The sequence below is a fragment of the Psychroflexus tropicus DSM 15496 genome (assembly GCF_000378765.1).
GTDB lineage: Bacteria > Bacteroidota > Bacteroidia > Flavobacteriales > Flavobacteriaceae > Psychroflexus > Psychroflexus tropicus.
Genome location: NZ_KB905347.1, coordinates 15,379 through 31,453, shown reverse-complemented (window position 1 = coordinate 31,453; position 16,075 = coordinate 15,379). Strand labels below are relative to the sequence as shown.

The window sequence follows — 16,075 nt, the reverse complement described above, 5'->3', positions numbered from 1 at the left end:
TTATTATGAAAAAACTTATTACTATAATTATTGTGTCAATTTTATGCCTTCAATTTACTTATGCTCAAAGTGGAGAAATCATATACAAGAATGAGCCCACACCGCCAGAAGGACTTGAGGAGATGAAAAAAACAGATCCTCAGAAGTACAAGCGTTATTCCTTAATGATCAATAAAATGAATGAAAGGACAAAACGTCTGAGATATACTTTAAAATTTAATACAGAGCACTCTAAATTTTCAACTAATTCTAGTATGGCTAAGGAGGATAATGCCATGTCCAGGATGTCAATGCCTCAAAGTGAGTATTATTATGATTTGGCTTCCAATGAGCGCTATCAAAAGAATAATATAACAGGAAAAGAGCTTTTAGTTGAAAAAGCGCCGATTGAATGGTCGATTACTAAAGAAACTAAAGTTATTAAAGGATACAACTGTAGAAAGGCTGAAGCTAGTCAGGCATTTCATACTATTGACCGAAAAACTGAAGAATTAAAAACCAAAAAACAACCTATTACAGCCTGGTTTACAACTGAATTACCCTTTTCTTTTGGTCCAGAACATTATGGTGGCTTACCAGGTTTGGTATTGGAGTTGAGTACACAGGGTAAGTATTATACGGTTGAAAACATAAAATTGAAAGAAAATAAAAACAAATCCATTGATTTCCCAGATGCTGAAAAAGCTATAACAGAACAGGAAGCTGCAAAGCAAATGCATAAAGCACTATCAAATATGATGGGAGGATAATTTAAAACAGATGATAATTATGAAATTAAGATTTTTACTGCTGGCAATAATTTGTTCTTTCCATCTTAATGCTCAAACATCAGGCCATGTGACATATAAATCTGAAATTGTTTCTCAGATGATCGACACTGCAAAGATCAAAAATGACAACGTCAAACAAATGATGTTACAAACAGTCCAAAAGATGAAGCGTCAAATGCCATTTATTACTTATGAATTGAAATTCACTAAGGATAAGTCAGTTTTCAATAGGAAAAAAATGATGTCAGTGGATAATATCATAGACTACGAAGATATTGCAGGTTTTTCTGATGCTAATGGTGAATTTTTTACATCAGTTAATAAAGGCATGAGATTAAGATCTTTTAAGTCTAGAAGTAAGGAATACATCATAAAATCAAATCTTCCAGAATGGGACATCATCAATGAAAAAAAGGATGTATTAGGTTATAATTGTATGAAAGCTATAACTAAAAAACAATTAGATAATGGTAATTATATAAATGTAGTGGCCTGGTTTTCCAAAGATTTACTTTACAATTTTGGACCAAAAGAGTTTATAGGTCTTCCAGGACTTGTCTTGGAAGTTGAAGAACGAGGAATGAAGTTTTATGCCACAAATATCAGATTGAATAATAAAAATTATAAAATTAAACTGCCAGATGTCAGTAAAAGTATATCAAGAAAGGAATATTTGAGCCAGTCTTTTTACAGATAAATTCAATTGATGAAAAAGTTAAGTTTACTCTTCCTTATTTCGTTATTTTTTCAATTGTTACATCCGCTCAATCCATCCAACTCGATGGATTGATAACCAACAGTCTCGACAATCCATTAGCTGATAATTTCACTTTTATTGCTAATTATAAAATCTCCAACAAAACTCTACAATTATTGCTAAAAGTGCGGTTTTGCCGTACTTATGTTACGGTATAACCGTAAATATTGACAATATTTTAAAATTTAACAGTAAAATCTTATACGTTACTGTTTTTTTTTTTTTTTTAAGTTCGAAGCAAATAATTTAAACTATGAAAGTGTTCTTCTAATTAGAAAAAAAGGAAGCGCTTTTCGGGATGAAAAGCGCTCCACAGATTCATACCTAAAATGATAATTAGAGTATCTATTTAGGTATAAGACATGAAAATTTCATATCTCAAACGTAATGCAATGATACGAAATTTTCATGAAGACGTGTACAGCCTTTGAGCTGAGACTCGATTTAAACAATCGAAATTTAATTACATTTTAAATTATATTATCATGAAAAAGTTATCGTTAATTTTAGTTTTCACATTAACATTTGTATTTAGTGCCAATGCAGGCTGTTTAGAAGATGCTTGGAACTTCGGTACTGAATATGGTGGAGGTGATGCAGAATTAGAGTACGCACTTACAGATGCTTACGCTCAAGAATTTTGCGGAGTTTAATTCTAATTTAGGCTAGATTTGGAATTCCAAATCTGGCTTTCTTAAATCAATATCTATGAAAATATTATTTTTAACTTTTACTTTATTTTTTTCACTTTCTATAAATGCTCAAAACTTAACAGCTATTTATAAGCAAAATATTGAATTCCCTGAAATGGAAAAACCTACTGATGAGAAAAATGCTAAACGTTATGAACGCCGCCTACATCTTTTAAACGAAACCAAAATCTTAACAAATGAGCTTGAATATAAACTTATGGTTAATGGTAATACATCAACTTTTAGCTTAAAAAGAATCATGAATAAAGATGGGGCTCATCATCTCATGTCTTTGGCAAATATTTATTCTAAAGGCGTTTTTTATAATGATAATAGTGATAAAAGACGAATTTGGAATGTAGAAGCCTTTGGTGATAATTATATTGTGAATTTACCGACACTAGAGTGGAATATACATAACGAAAGAAAAATTATTAAGGGGTACACTTGTAACAAAGCAGTAACAAAGAGAACCTCTTACAGTAATGGGAAAAAATTTGAAAAGGACATTATAGCCTGGTTTACAAGTGAAATTCCTGTAAGTCATGGACCTGTGGGTTACTCTGGTTTACCTGGTTTAATCGTACAATTAGAAATTGTAGATCGAGTTTTTACATTGGAAAAAATAGATAACTATGTAAAAAAACCTACTAAGGAGCCAAAAAATGGTAAGAAAATTGATTTGAAAGAATACTATGTACTTTTCGAAAAAGCAAATAATAATTTTTCTTCTAACTGATATAAGCAGATTATTTTAATTCTAACTTTAGACATAAAAGCAGTATCACATTGATTTTTTTGAATCTAAATAAGATTATGGTTTACAGGTTTTTGGCTTTAACACTCTTATGCTATAATTTATCTCTTGCGCAGCAAACATTTATTTATAAGCCTTTTGTTGATATTGATTATAAATCAATTAAAGTTAATAGTGTGGAAAAAATGATGAGAAATGTTGAAAAGGAACTTAAAAAATTTGAGTTTGTACTTAATGTAAATAGTGACGAGTCCTTTTTTTATCAATCAGAAGTTCTTTCAGATGAATCCAAAAATTTACAAATAATAAAAGTAGCTGAAGCCATGTCTTATTCTAATGAAGAGTGGTTCTATGATGCGGATAAACCTCATTTGATACTCAGCACCAATGTTATGAATAACCCATTTTCTGTAAAATTTGATGAATTACCTGATTGGGAAATAAAAAATGATACAAAAAGAATAGGAAACTACAAGGTTGTAAAGGCAACGACAAGTCGAAAATTCATAGGCTCAAAAGGTGTAAAAGAAAAAGAGATCGAAGCTTGGTTCTGTCCTGATATTCCCGTACCTCATGGGCCTATGGGTGCAGTTGGCTTACCTGGTCTTGTCATCCAGTTAAGACTTCAAAATACAATCTTTACATTAGACCAAGTTATAGAAGAGGATTCATTAGAAATTGATGAACCCGATAAATCTAACACTATGTCTTCTAAGGAGTTTTATACTTTGATAGATCAAAAAGTTGGTGACTTTAAATCATCCATTCAAAACTAATTTATTCTACGCTTACTCATTTTTATGCCAAAACTTTTTCTTTCATTCCTCATCTTAATTTTATTCATAAATGTTACATCCGCTCAATCCATTCAACTCGATGGCTTTATTACCGATAGTCTCGACAATCCGTTAGCCAACACCAATGTGATTGCGACCCCCTTGCAGGAGACCAATGCTCAAATCAAGTTCAGCATCAGTAGTTCTAAGGGAGAGTATAGGCTGAAGCTGGAAGAGAAGCAGCCGTATTTAATCGAAATCACGCATTTGGGGTTTAAAAAAATCACAGATACCGTTCAATTGTCTGAGGATATGTCCAGAGATTTCGTAATGCAGGAAAGCACCGAAAGTCTGGAAGAAATCCTGATCCAGCAGGAAATGGCGGTGATCGTCAAAGAAGACACCATTACGTACCGGACCGACCAATTCAAAACAGGAGAGGAAAGAAAACTTCGAGATGTCCTTAAAAAACTGCCTGGTTTAGAAGTAGACCGAGATGGAAATGTGACCGTGAACGGTAAAGAAGTGACCAAACTGATGGTGGATGGTAAGGCTTTTTTTACGGGAGATGAAAAGTTGGGCGTGAATAATATTCCTGCCGATGCCGTAGATGAGGTAGAAGCCCTGGATAATTACAGTGAAGTCGCTTTCCTTAAAGGTCTGGAAGACAGCGATAAAATGGCCCTCAATATTAAACTTAAAAAGGGGAAAAAGAAGTTCGTCTTTGGCGATATAGAAGCTGGTGGTGGAGTAGAAGATCGGTTTTTACTGCATCCCAAGTTGTTTTATTATAGCCCAAAAACCGCTGTCAATGCCATCGGCGATTTTAATAATACTGGGCAAAAGTCATTTACGCTACAGGATTACTTAGATTTTGAAGGGGGTATGGCCTTGGCTTTGGAAGATCAAGGCGCCTATTCGCGTTTGTATTCAGATGACTTTTCTCAATTTCTTAGAGAAGATGATTTTGTCTTCAATAAAAACGATTTTGGGGCAGCCAGTCTCTCTCAGGAACTTGGCGGGAATTTTAGCCTGGATGCGTATAGTATTTTCAATAAAAGCAAGATGAGAACGCAAACGCTTCAGGACATCACCTACCAAACTACCGAAGCCCCAGATGAAACGCGAGATCAATCTAATGAGAACGATCTGTTGTTTAGCATTAGCAAAATTAAATTAAGATACGATAATAATGACGATACCGATCTGAGGGCTAATACTAATTTTAAATACAATACAGCCGAGGCACAATCGCTTTTAACTTCTGAAGTAGGGAATAGCAACAGGTTTGTGAATACCAATACCCAGCCAGAGAATTTTGAGTTTTTGCAAACCTTAAATCTCAATAAACAGTTTTCTTATAAGCACACCTTGAAGCTGGAAGCTAAGATCAAAAGTGAAGACCAAACTACGGATAGACTTTGGAATTTTAATCAGCCTTTGTTTACCAATATCATTCCTTTGGTTGATGAAGGCGAGGACTTCAGGCTTAACCAACTTAACCAAAAACAGGTTTCCAACTTGAGTCTAAATGCAAAACACTATTGGGTGCTGGCCGACTTTCATCATATTTATCCGGTAGCGGGTGTAGATTATTTCAATTATAACTTCAGCACGCTGGATGAGCAGATTTTAAACGATGGCAGCATCAACAGTTTTGAGTCGGCAGGTTTTAATAATCAACTGGATTTCGAATTGCTGAATGCCTCTTTAGGTTTCCAGTATAAAACCCAGATCGGGGAATTGGTATTGAGGCCAGGGCTTGTGGTAAAAAACTTCAACTGGAATGTTTCTCAATTTAATCAGGAACTGGTCAACGATCAAACCGCCATCTTACTACCTGAGCTTTTTATTGAATACGAATTTAAAACATCAGAAAAGCTTCGATTTAAATATAATCGCTATACCAATTTTGGTGATTATTCCAATTTCGCCAATCGACTGAGTTTGCTCAGTTTTAACCAAATTCAGCGAGGGAATGAAAATCTTCAAAACCAGGTGTACCATTCTGCGAGTTTGCTATATAGTCAGTTTAATATGTTTAAAGGTTTATTTTATAATGCTCGTTTATCCTACACACATCGGGAAAGTAGTATTCGAAATCAAACCCAAATCGAAGGCATAGACCAGATTAGTACCAGTATTTTTACAGATTTACCTGAAAATACCTATAGCATTAATGGAACTATCAATAAGCGTATTCCAGATTTTACCTTCACCTTGGGCGGAAATACGAGCCTGTCTGAGTATTCCAGAATCATCAATGATGAGGTGCTGGATTATGAAAGCCTTAACTTTGGTTACAATGCCAAAGTAAGAACCCGTTTTGAGGACTGGCCCAATCTGGAAGCAGGAGTAAGGCAAAGTTTTTCAAGATTGGATTCAGATGCCATTAATAACAAGTTTACGACATTGTCTCCCTTTGCGAATTTGGAGTATGACTTTGGAGACTTTATTTTTGAATTCAATTACGATTACAATTATTTTGAAAACCAAACCACAGGAGATATCAATCGCTTTGAGCTGGCGGATACCTCATTATTTTATGGCAAAGAAGATTCTGCCTGGGGCTTTGAAGTGAACGCAACTAACTTGTTTGACATCAACTTTAAACGTCAAAATTCAGTCAGTGAATTCATCGTCTCCGACCGTCGGATATTTTTACAACCACGGATTGTGATGTTTAAGGTGATTTATAAGTTATAAATTGTAAGTTGGATTCAGATGCCAGGGCGCTGCCCTAAGTAGCCTGTCTGTTTTCTAGACTTACAAATATTTGAGGGCTCTGCCCTTTTTTTTAAGTCTAGCTCTATAATCTTAACTTTTTAAGGAAATGCAGGTGCAAGGGGCGTAGCCTCATCATCTTCCTAGTAATACGATAGTATGTAAAAGAGGGGCATTAGCCCTGACATTTTCGCTTAACACGTGTTGAGCTTTGCAAATTTGACCCTTTAGGACGAGTTTGCAAGCCTGGACGTTGAGCTGAAGTCAGCTTGAGTATTGAGCTAAGTGCTGCTAGGTACTAATGTTTAACATCGAGCGGAGTCGAGATGAATGGGTTCTCGATTCCGCTCGAACTTAAAACAAAAGTTATGTCGGAATTATAATTATGCTTTCTTATAATTGAAAGCTTTAATTAGAGATATCTGAAATGGTTTAATGATTTGTAAGTATTACAGCTCGAAAGCTTCTTTCAATTTCTCGACGTAATCCAGTTTTTCCCAGGTAAATAATTCCACCGTATGTTTAACCTCACCAGAATAATCTGAACGGTAGATTTTAGTCTCCATACGTGGTTCTTTTCCCATATGGCCATAAGCAGCAGTTTCACGGTAGATAGGATTTCGGAGTTTTAAACGCTCTTCGATCATTCCCGGGCGCATATCAAAAATCTGTCTGATTTTTCTGGCAATATCCCCATCGCTCATGTCGATGTGTTTGTTGGTGGTGTTCACCAAAATGGAAGTCGGTTCACTCACGCCAATAGCGTAAGATACCTGCACTAGGACTTCGTCTGCGATGCCCGCAGCAACCATATTCTTGGCCACGTGTCTGGCCGCATAAGCTGCAGATCTATCTACTTTACTAGGGTCTTTTCCAGAAAAGGCACCACCTCCGTGTGCGCCTTTACCACCGTAGGTGTCGACGATGATCTTACGTCCGGTTAATCCGGCATCGCCATGAGGTCCGCCAATCACAAACTTTCCAGTCGGGTTGATGTGGTAGGTAATATCGTCATCAAATAAGTTCTGAATATCTTCTGTAAACAAGGCCTTGACTCGAGGAATTAATATGGTTTTGATGTCATTTTCGATCTTCTTTAGCATGGCGTCATCTGCATCGAAGTCGTCGTGCTGAGTAGAGACGACAATGGTATCTATTCGCTGAGGGACATTGTCATCAGAATACTCGATGGTGACCTGAGCTTTAGCATCGGGCCTTAAGTAAGTAATATCTTTGCCTTCTCGTCTCAGCTTCGCTAATTCGATGAGTAGTTTATGGGAAATATCTAAGGCCAGTGGCATGTAGTTTTCAGTTTCATTGGTGGCATAACCAAACATCATACCCTGGTCTCCAGCCCCTTGTTCTTCTTTGGAAGTCTTGTCCACACCCTGGTAAATGTCTTTGGATTGCTCGTGGATCAATGAAATAACTCCACAGGAATCTCCGGAAAACTGGTAGGCTCCTTTGGTATAGCCAATATCGTTTATAACATCTCTGGCAATTTGCTGGACGTCCAGGTAAGTATTGCTTCTTACTTCACCGGCTAGAACGACCTGACCTGTGGTGACCAAAGTTTCGCAGGCCACTTTGGAAGTTTGATCAAAAGCTAAAAAAGAATCGAGTAAAGCATCGCTAATTTGGTCCGCGATTTTATCTGGATGTCCTTCAGAGACACTTTCTGAAGTAAATAAATAAGACATAAATTGTAGTTTAAAGTTATAGTCGTAAGGAAGGATTTAGCCTGACTATAGTCTAATTGGTGCACTGTTTTAGCAATTTAAAAAGAGGTTGCAATCAGTCAAATCCTTCCTCACTACAAACATAATAAATTTGAGTCATTCTAAATTGTATTAAGTTATTTTTAGCAGATTTATACTTCAGATTCCTTTGCTTTGTATAAAATTACAGAATCATGAAAATCAGTCTCCACAAGAAGCCCAACAGTGATGTTCATTTTGAAGCCGAAAATGCGCTAGGCCATAAAATTGAACTTTATAATTCTACAGCACCAGATCCTAAAGCGCCTAGTCCAATGGAATTGATCCTGATGGGCACAGCGGGCTGCAGTAGCATTGATATTGTTCATATTCTTAAAAAGCAAAATCTGGAGATCGATAATTTAGATGTAGAGGTGGAAGGTTTTCGTCAAGATACCGATCCGAAGGTATTTCACACCATCAAATTACTCGTCAAACTTGAAGGCGATATTCCCGCCAATAAGGCGAAGCGAGCGGCTCAACTGTCGTTTGAAAAGTATTGTTCTGTTTCTAAAATGCTGGATGCCACTGTGGATATTCAGTATCAGGTGGAGTTGAATGGGGTACTTCTGGAATGAGGCTTTAGGAAGTAGGGTTAAAGGTAATAGGAGATTGGTAGAGTAGTGAGTCAGTGAACCAGTATACCAGTCAACTAGTTCACGTATCTAACGTTCATATAACAAATAAGGTTTGATTTTTTGCTTATACGTCTTTAGATCAGATTCCCAGATTTCTCTTATCTCATCAGCGGTTTTTCCCTGCTGAATTTGACGCTGCAAGCTTGTATTACCAGCCAGTTTATTGAATAAGTCGTTGAAAAATGATGCTTGGTCCTGGGTATGCCGATAGGCCTGAAGTAACCAATCTAAATTTAAATAGTCGAGATCGCTCTGATTTTGAAGGTTCCTGCCGTAGCAAAGCACATCTTCATGTTTAGGATATTTAGCTCCTTCTGAGGAGGTAGGCGTGTACTCAAAATCAAAAACTGAAGCGTCTAAAAAAGGAGATCCAAACACCTGAAACTGCATCGATGTTCCTCGTCCTGCATTCACATTGGTGCCTTCAAAAAAGCACAAGCTTGGATATAAATTAATGGACTTTGCATTGGGCAGGTTAGGCGAGGGTTTGATAAGTAAGTCATAACTTAATTTCGGCGAATAACCTCTCATGCTAATAATCTTTAAATCACACTGGATTCTGTTGGCAAGCCATCCCTCGCCATTGATCATTCGGGCATACTCCGCAATCGTCAACCCATGAACCACTGGCACCGGATGCATCCCCACAAAGCTTTTAAACTCCTCTTCCAAAACAGGGCCGTCGATGTAATGTCCATTAGGGTTTGGTCGATCCAAGACTAAGAGTGGAATGTTTTGCTCAGCGCAGGCTTCCATGATATAATGCAGAGTAGAAATATAGGTGTAGAAGCGGGCGCCCACATCCTGAATATCAAACACCATGATGTCAAGGTTTTTCAGGTGTTCGGCTTTAGGTTTTTTTTGATCGCCATAAAGCGAAATGATAGGAAGCCCTGTTTTCATATCGATACCATCTTTAATCACTTCACCAGCATCAGCTTTACCTCGGAAACCATGTTCTGGAGCAAAGACTTTTTGGATGTGTATGTTACGATTTAAAAGAGAATCGACCAGGTGAACGTAATCCGATTCAGTGTTAAAAATGACTGAAGTCTGATTTCCCACAATACCCACCTGTTTTCCTTCTAGTAAACTCAGGTAAGTTTCGGTTCGGTTAGCCGCCACACCGAGGTTGCTATAGCTTTCGGTTTTTAGCTCCTGTGCCGAGCAGGAAATACATGCCAAAAGAATAAAATAAACTGTATTTTTGAAACTCTTTAAAACCATAAGTCAGCTTGAATTTTGAATATTTTATTTCTAAACGGCTAGTCACCAAAACCGATCATAAAAGTAACATATCGGCTCCGATAATTAAAATTGCGATTTCAGCCATCGCCATAGGTATTATCATGATGTTTATCGCGATTAGCACTGGGTTTGGCCTTCAAAATAAAATCAGAGAAAAAATAGCGGCTTTCAACGGGCATATGGTGATTAATAATTTTTCAAACAACCAGTCGACTATTACGGATAATCCCATCTCTACCCATCAGGAGTTTTATCCTGATTTTACAGCGGTACCTGAGGTAGAGCATATCCAAAAAGTAGCGACGAAGTATGGTATCATCCGCACCGAAACCGACTTCGAAGGGATTGTGGTAAAGGGTGTAGAAGAGAATTATCGCTGGACTTATTTACAAGAGTATTTAGTTGAAGGAAAGTTACCAGTATTTGAAGAAAAGATTAGCAAAGAGGTACTCATCTCTAATTATCTGGCTAATCGCTTAGGCTTTGCGGTTGGCGATAAATTGATTGTTTATTTCTTAAGAGAAGATCAGGATCGTTTACCGAGATCAGTAGGATTAACGATTTCAGGAATTTTCGACTCAGGTTTTAAGGAATTTGATGAAACTTATGTTATTGCTGATTTAAAGCAAATTCAAAGATTGAATAACTGGGAAGAAAATCAGATTGGTCAATTTGAATTGTTTGTAGAGGATTTCTCAGATTTGAAGGAGGTTGGCTATAAAGTTTATGAAGAGGTAGATTCCTTTTTGAATGCCAGTAGCATTATTGAATTATATCCCTCTATTTTCGAGTGGCTTAAGATGTTCGATTTCAATATTATTTTAATCATAGGCATTATGATTTTAGTCGCGGGGATCAATATGATTACCGCCTTACTGGTGTTGATTTTAGAACGTACCCAGATGATAGGAGTTCTAAAAGCATTGGGTGCAACGGATTGGTCTGTCAGAAAAATATTCTTGTACAATGCTGCCTTTTTGATTTTCAAAGGACTGTTCTGGGGTAACCTTATTGGAATTTCGCTTTTGCTTATTCAGAAATTTTTAAAAGTCATTCCTTTAAATCCGGAGACCTACTACGTGTCTGAAGCACCTATTTATTTAAGTTTGGACTATATCCTAGTGATTAATATAGGGACACTTTTATTATGTGTGTTGATGTTACTGGTTCCTTCGGTCATCATCACTAAAATTTCTCCGGTAAAGGCCATGAAATTTGAATAAATAAGATTGGAATTAGTCTAAACTTAATTCCATAGCATTTGACTTTTACTTTTTTATCTTTGTCACATTAAATATAAACTATGGATTACGCTGAAAATATCATTGGAACTATTGGAAATACACCAATGGTAAAAATGAACAAAATAGTAGAAGACATCGATGCTTTAGTTTTGGCAAAGTACGAGACCTTCAACCCTGGAAACTCTGTCAAAGATAGAATGGCTCTACAGATGATTGAGGATGCAGAAGCCTGCGGAGCGCTAAAGCCTGGAGGTACCATCATCGAAGGAACTTCTGGAAATACTGGGATGGGCTTGGCTTTGGTGGCTATCGTGAAAGGCTACAAAGTCGTTTGTGTCTTGAGTGATAAACAAAGTAAGGAAAAGATGGACATCTTGAGAGCTGTAGGTTGTGATGTTCATGTTTGCCCTACTGATGTAGCACCGGATGATCCACGTTCTTATTATTCTACTTCAGCCAGGTTGGCTAAAGAAACGCCCAATTCCTGGTACGTGAATCAGTACGATAATCCATCCAACTGTAAAGCACACTTTAAAACCACAGGACCAGAAATCTGGGAACAAACTGATGGTAAAATCACTCACTTTGTCGTTGGTGTAGGAACTGGGGGAACCATCTCTGGTGTGAGCAGCTATTTGAAAATGAAAAATCCTGATATCAAGGTCTGGGGAATCGATACTTATGGTTCGGTTTTTAAAAAATACCATGAAACTGGTGAATTTGATGAAGATGAAATTTATCCATACGTCACCGAAGGTATCGGCGAAGACATCTTGCCACTAAATGTAAGATTTGACGGGATTGACGGATTTACAAAAGTCACCGATAAAGATGCTGCCGTTTATACTCAAAAATTAGCCAAGGAAGAAGGCATGTTTTTAGGAAATTCAGCCGGAGCTGCAGTAAAAGGTCTCTTGCAGTTGAAAGAACACTTCAAAAAAGACGATGTGGTCGTGGTCTTGTTTCACGATCACGGAAGTCGATACGTAGGGAAGATGTACAATGACGACTGGATGCGAGAGATGGGATATATCGATTAACACATAATTATTTGTCGACTAAACAAGCTTCTGAGACCTCAGGAGCTTTTTTTTTTGATTTTCTATTTTATAAATGTGATTTATACAATAGAATAAGCTTCTTGTAAGCTTTTGATTTGTTCTGAATTTCCTACCACTATAATTTTTGACTTTGGGGTCAATTCAATTTCAGGATTTGGGTTAACGATGTACTCACCTTCAGCGGTTTTAAAGCCAATGATCGTACACCCAGTTTTTTGTCTTAAATCCAGATCTAAAATAGTACAGGACTTTTCATGGTCAAAGAGCTGTTCGAATGACACCTGCTCTAAGTTGACACTTTTGGTGCCACCATAACTCAAATTATCCCAAAACTCTAACAAGTCTGGACTTACAATTAAAGAAGCCATGTGCTGGCCTCCAATTTTATCGGGCAAAATAACATTATCTGCTCCCGCTAGTTTCAGCTTTCTGTAACTCGTGTCTTCGCTGGCTCTGGAGATGATTTTCAAGTTTTTATTGAGTTGTCTTGCACTAAGCACTATAAATAGATTATTAGCATCGTTGGGAAGAGCAGTGATAAGGTGGCTTGCTTTTTCAATACCAGCAGTTTTTAATATATCATCATCATTAGCATTGCCAATCAAGTACTGTTCTGGCTCAAGCTCACTTTGTGTTAAGACCTCTTCTTCTATATCTATGACTATAAAATCCTTCTGGAACTCCATGAGTTTACTAGCTGCCTGCTGGCCGTTTCTACCATATCCACAAACGATTGTATGATTTTCCATTTTTTCAATTTTCTTCAATTTTCTTCTTTGCCTTAAATCCTGCAGTGAACCGAAAGATATAAAATATTCTGTCATCACGGAAACAACAAAGCCAAGGATAACAACACTTGAGAGAATGAGTATGGTAATGAATATTTTAGCTTCATTAGAGGGAAGAACTACCTCTCGGTATCCTACGGTTGTTACAGTAATGGCTGTCATGTAAAATGAATCTAACCAATTCAAATCCATGATGATTTTAAAACCAATAACCCCTGTTGTGAAAATGACAACCAGTAATATGAGCGCTAATATAATTTTGAGCTTAAACGATTTCAAACTAGCGTTTTTAAATTATAGACGTATCAATATGAGATTTTCAGTGCTTTGAACAGATCAATTTCATTTGAAATGCTCAAATCAAATATAACACTTATCTAAGATCTTAAGTATTGCATAACAGCGATAAATTATAACTATAATATTCTCTCTATATGATTTCAGGAGAATTCATTTTGAGGAAGTATTCATTGGTCAGAGGCCTTTGAATTATATTCTATAATTGATTTCAGCCGTTTCATTTACATAATAAAATGAACTATCAGATTACTTTAGAATTATTCAATGCTTCCCGCTTTCGGGAACACTTATGAAAATAGGAAGACATAAAATTTACGGTTTTACCGTAGTAAAAGTACGGTCAAACCGTAACTTAAAATCAAATAATTATCAGATGTTTGTATAGCATATATTCTATACTTTAAGCAATTAATATTAATTTAAAAACAGATAGCTTATGGAATTAATACTACCAGAACCTTTGATCCACATTTTTATCATGTCTTTAGTGGGAATCAATGTGATAGTTTCTCTTCATATTTTAGTTGTTCATAAAAAAATGATGGAAAGAGTTATATTCATTCCCATCATCTGGATTTTACCTATACTTGGGATCATAGCTTACTACGCCTCGGCTTATGTGTTTATAGATGAAGAAAATCGAAACTTGACATCTTGATCTTCTAAAGATGAGTGACCTAATTTAATTCTAACTATAATTTTAAAGTTGATCTATCCAATCCATAATTACTCAAAAAACTTTGAGTTTATTACTTACATACAAGTCCATCATCTTCAATTGTTTTAGCCCTGATTGTAGTGAAAAGCCCGCAACCCCCTCCCCAAGGCTTTGGGGGTTGGGGGGAGGACTTGTAGCGGAAAGCAGGTTCCCGGCTCCAGAAAATTAAAACTCTGAAGTGAAGTGAAATGTAATATTTGGATACTTCTGTTGTGTCATTTGTAGTGAGAATTCAGAATCGGCAAGAAACACCAACTGATCTGTTTTGTCTTTAGCCAGAAACTTAGATTTCACCCGTTTGAATTCGTTAAACTCGTCACTTTTAGGGTCTTTTGGTTCTACCCAGCAAGCTTTATGCACATTGATATTTTCATAAGAACATTTGGCGCCATATTCATGCTCTAGTCTGTATTGAATGACTTCATATTGGAGTGCACCTACGGTTCCGATGATTTTTCTGTTATTAAGTTCAAGTGTAAACAGTTGAGCAACACCCTCATCCATCAATTGTTCAATGCCCTTGTTAAGCTGTTTAGATTTCATTGGGTCTGCATTATTAATGTACCTAAAATGCTCTGGAGAGAAGTTAGGGATGCCTTTATATTGAAGAATTTCACCTTCGGTAAGCGTGTCTCCAATCTTGAAAGTTCCAGTATCATGGAGTCCAACGATATCCCCTGGAAACATTTCATCAACGATTTCTTTACGTTCTGCGAAGAAGGCATTGGGGCTAGAAAATTTTAAGTTTTTATTACTTCTGACATGTAAATAGGGCTTATTTCTTTGAAATTTACCCGAAACTACCTTAACAAACGCTAATCGATCCCTGTGGCGAGGATCCATATTAGCGTGGATTTTGAAAACAAATCCTGTAAATTTATCTTCTTCGGGTCTAATCTCCCGGATATCACTTTCTTTTGGTCTAGGAGGAGGAGCAATCTCAATAAAACAATCCAATAGTTCGCGTACGCCAAAGTTATTTAAAGCTGACCCAAAAAAGACGGGCTGCAACTCTCCTTTTTTATACTCTTCTATATCGAATTTGGGGTAAACTCCCTGAGCAAGTTCTAGTTCTTCTCTAAGAGTATCCGCTGAGTCGGTACCGATAAGTTCGTCAATCTCATTTGTCGATAAGTCGCTTACTTTAACAGTTTCTTCAATATCTTTTTTAGGGTCACCTGTAAATAGATTAACGTTTTTTTCCCAGATATTATAGATTCCTTTAAAATCGTAGCCCATGCCAATAGGGAAACTTAAAGGAGTGACATGAAGTCCTAATTTTTGTTCGATTTCATCCAGTAACTCGAAAGCGTCTTTACCTTCCCGATCCATTTTGTTGATAAATACGATAATGGGAATATTACGCATTCTACAGACTTTAACAAGCTTCTCTGTCTGCTCTTCCACCCCTTTAGCGACATCTATGACTACAATAACGCTATCGACAGCGGTTAATGTTCTAAAGGTGTCTTCTGCAAAATCTTTATGTCCAGGTGTGTCTAGTATATTGATTTTGATGGCTTTATATTCAAAGCCTAACACGGAGGTGGCTACTGAAATTCCTCGTTGGCGTTCAATTTCCATGAAGTCACTGGTTGCAGTCTTCTTTATCTTATTCGATTTTACAGCACCTGCTTCCTGTATAGCTCCACCAAATAATAGTAATTTTTCTGTTAATGTTGTTTTACCTGCATCTGGGTGGGATACGATACCGAAGGTTCTCCGGCGGTTGATTTCATTTTTTATTTTCATGCTGCAAATTTAATTTTTTATCGTCCAGAATCAATCATTCCTACCTATTTATTGAGAATGTTTGCTAAATGAAATTATTTTTTTTTAAAATCT

The 16,075-nt window shown here is 36.7% G+C and carries 14 protein-coding genes; 10 read left to right on the top strand and 4 right to left on the bottom strand.

Features of this window, described 5'->3' with window-relative positions; translation table 11 throughout:
- Nucleotides 1-5 precede the first annotated feature (5 nt).
- The 6 genes from F598_RS0113335 (at nt 6) to F598_RS0113310 (ending at nt 6,458) form a co-directional block, all read left to right on the top strand.
- A complete protein-coding gene (locus F598_RS0113335) occupies nt 6-749 on the top strand; it encodes a GLPGLI family protein (protein ID WP_019039572.1) in 744 nt (247 codons plus the stop codon).
- 19 nt (nt 750-768) lie between these two features.
- Complete coding sequence (locus F598_RS0113330) at nt 769-1,467, top strand: GLPGLI family protein (protein WP_019039571.1); 699 nt, start codon at nt 769-771, stop codon at nt 1,465-1,467.
- A 545-nt stretch (nt 1,468-2,012) separates the two neighbouring features.
- Nucleotides 2,013-2,180: a hypothetical protein gene (locus F598_RS15385; RefSeq protein WP_019039570.1), complete on the top strand. Its 168-nt coding sequence runs from the start codon at nt 2,013-2,015 to the stop codon at nt 2,178-2,180.
- A gap of 55 nt (nt 2,181-2,235) precedes the next feature.
- Nucleotides 2,236-2,958, top strand: a complete 723-nt coding sequence (locus tag F598_RS14980) for a GLPGLI family protein (protein WP_019039569.1) — start codon at nt 2,236-2,238, stop codon at nt 2,956-2,958.
- A 77-nt stretch (nt 2,959-3,035) separates the two neighbouring features.
- Entirely contained in the window at nt 3,036-3,752 is a 717-nt protein-coding gene (locus F598_RS0113315; protein WP_019039568.1) for a GLPGLI family protein, read from the top strand.
- Nucleotides 3,753-3,776: 24 nt separating this feature from the next.
- Complete coding sequence (locus F598_RS0113310) at nt 3,777-6,458, top strand: outer membrane beta-barrel protein (protein WP_019039567.1); 2,682 nt, start codon at nt 3,777-3,779, stop codon at nt 6,456-6,458.
- Between the two features lie 467 nt (nt 6,459-6,925).
- Here F598_RS0113310 and metK read toward each other — a convergent pair whose 3' ends face one another.
- Entirely contained in the window at nt 6,926-8,176 is a 1,251-nt protein-coding gene (gene metK / locus F598_RS0113305; RefSeq protein WP_019039566.1) for a methionine adenosyltransferase, read from the bottom strand.
- 212 nt (nt 8,177-8,388) lie between these two features.
- Here metK and F598_RS0113300 point away from each other — a divergent pair, with 212 nt between their 5' ends.
- Entirely contained in the window at nt 8,389-8,811 is a 423-nt protein-coding gene (locus F598_RS0113300; protein WP_019039565.1) for an OsmC family protein, read from the top strand.
- A gap of 87 nt (nt 8,812-8,898) precedes the next feature.
- Here F598_RS0113300 and F598_RS0113295 read toward each other — a convergent pair whose 3' ends face one another.
- Nucleotides 8,899-10,098, bottom strand: coding sequence for an exo-beta-N-acetylmuramidase NamZ family protein (locus F598_RS0113295; protein WP_019039564.1), 1,200 nt, complete (start codon nt 10,096-10,098; stop codon nt 8,899-8,901).
- Nucleotides 10,099-10,106: 8 nt separating this feature from the next.
- On the opposite strand from F598_RS0113295, the gene F598_RS0113290 reads away from it, so the two are divergent.
- Nucleotides 10,107-11,342: an ABC transporter permease gene (locus F598_RS0113290; protein WP_019039563.1), complete on the top strand. Its 1,236-nt coding sequence runs from the start codon at nt 10,107-10,109 to the stop codon at nt 11,340-11,342.
- A gap of 80 nt (nt 11,343-11,422) precedes the next feature.
- On the top strand, nt 11,423-12,403 hold the full coding sequence (locus tag F598_RS0113285; RefSeq protein WP_019039562.1) for a PLP-dependent cysteine synthase family protein: 981 nt from the start codon (nt 11,423-11,425) through the stop codon (nt 12,401-12,403).
- Nucleotides 12,404-12,483: 80 nt separating this feature from the next.
- Here F598_RS0113285 and F598_RS0113280 read toward each other — a convergent pair whose 3' ends face one another.
- Nucleotides 12,484-13,491, bottom strand: coding sequence for a potassium channel family protein (locus F598_RS0113280; protein ID WP_019039561.1), 1,008 nt, complete (start codon nt 13,489-13,491; stop codon nt 12,484-12,486).
- Between the two features lie 457 nt (nt 13,492-13,948).
- Between F598_RS0113280 and F598_RS0113275 the strand changes: the two genes are divergently transcribed.
- Nucleotides 13,949-14,170 (top strand): hypothetical protein, encoded by a 222-nt coding sequence (locus tag F598_RS0113275; protein WP_019039560.1) that lies wholly within the window; start codon nt 13,949-13,951, stop codon nt 14,168-14,170.
- A 225-nt stretch (nt 14,171-14,395) separates the two neighbouring features.
- Here the strand turns inward: F598_RS0113275 and F598_RS0113270 are convergent, their stop codons facing one another.
- Nucleotides 14,396-15,982 (bottom strand): peptide chain release factor 3, encoded by a 1,587-nt coding sequence (locus tag F598_RS0113270; RefSeq protein WP_019039559.1) that lies wholly within the window; start codon nt 15,980-15,982, stop codon nt 14,396-14,398.
- Between the last annotated feature and the right edge of the window lie 93 nt (nt 15,983-16,075).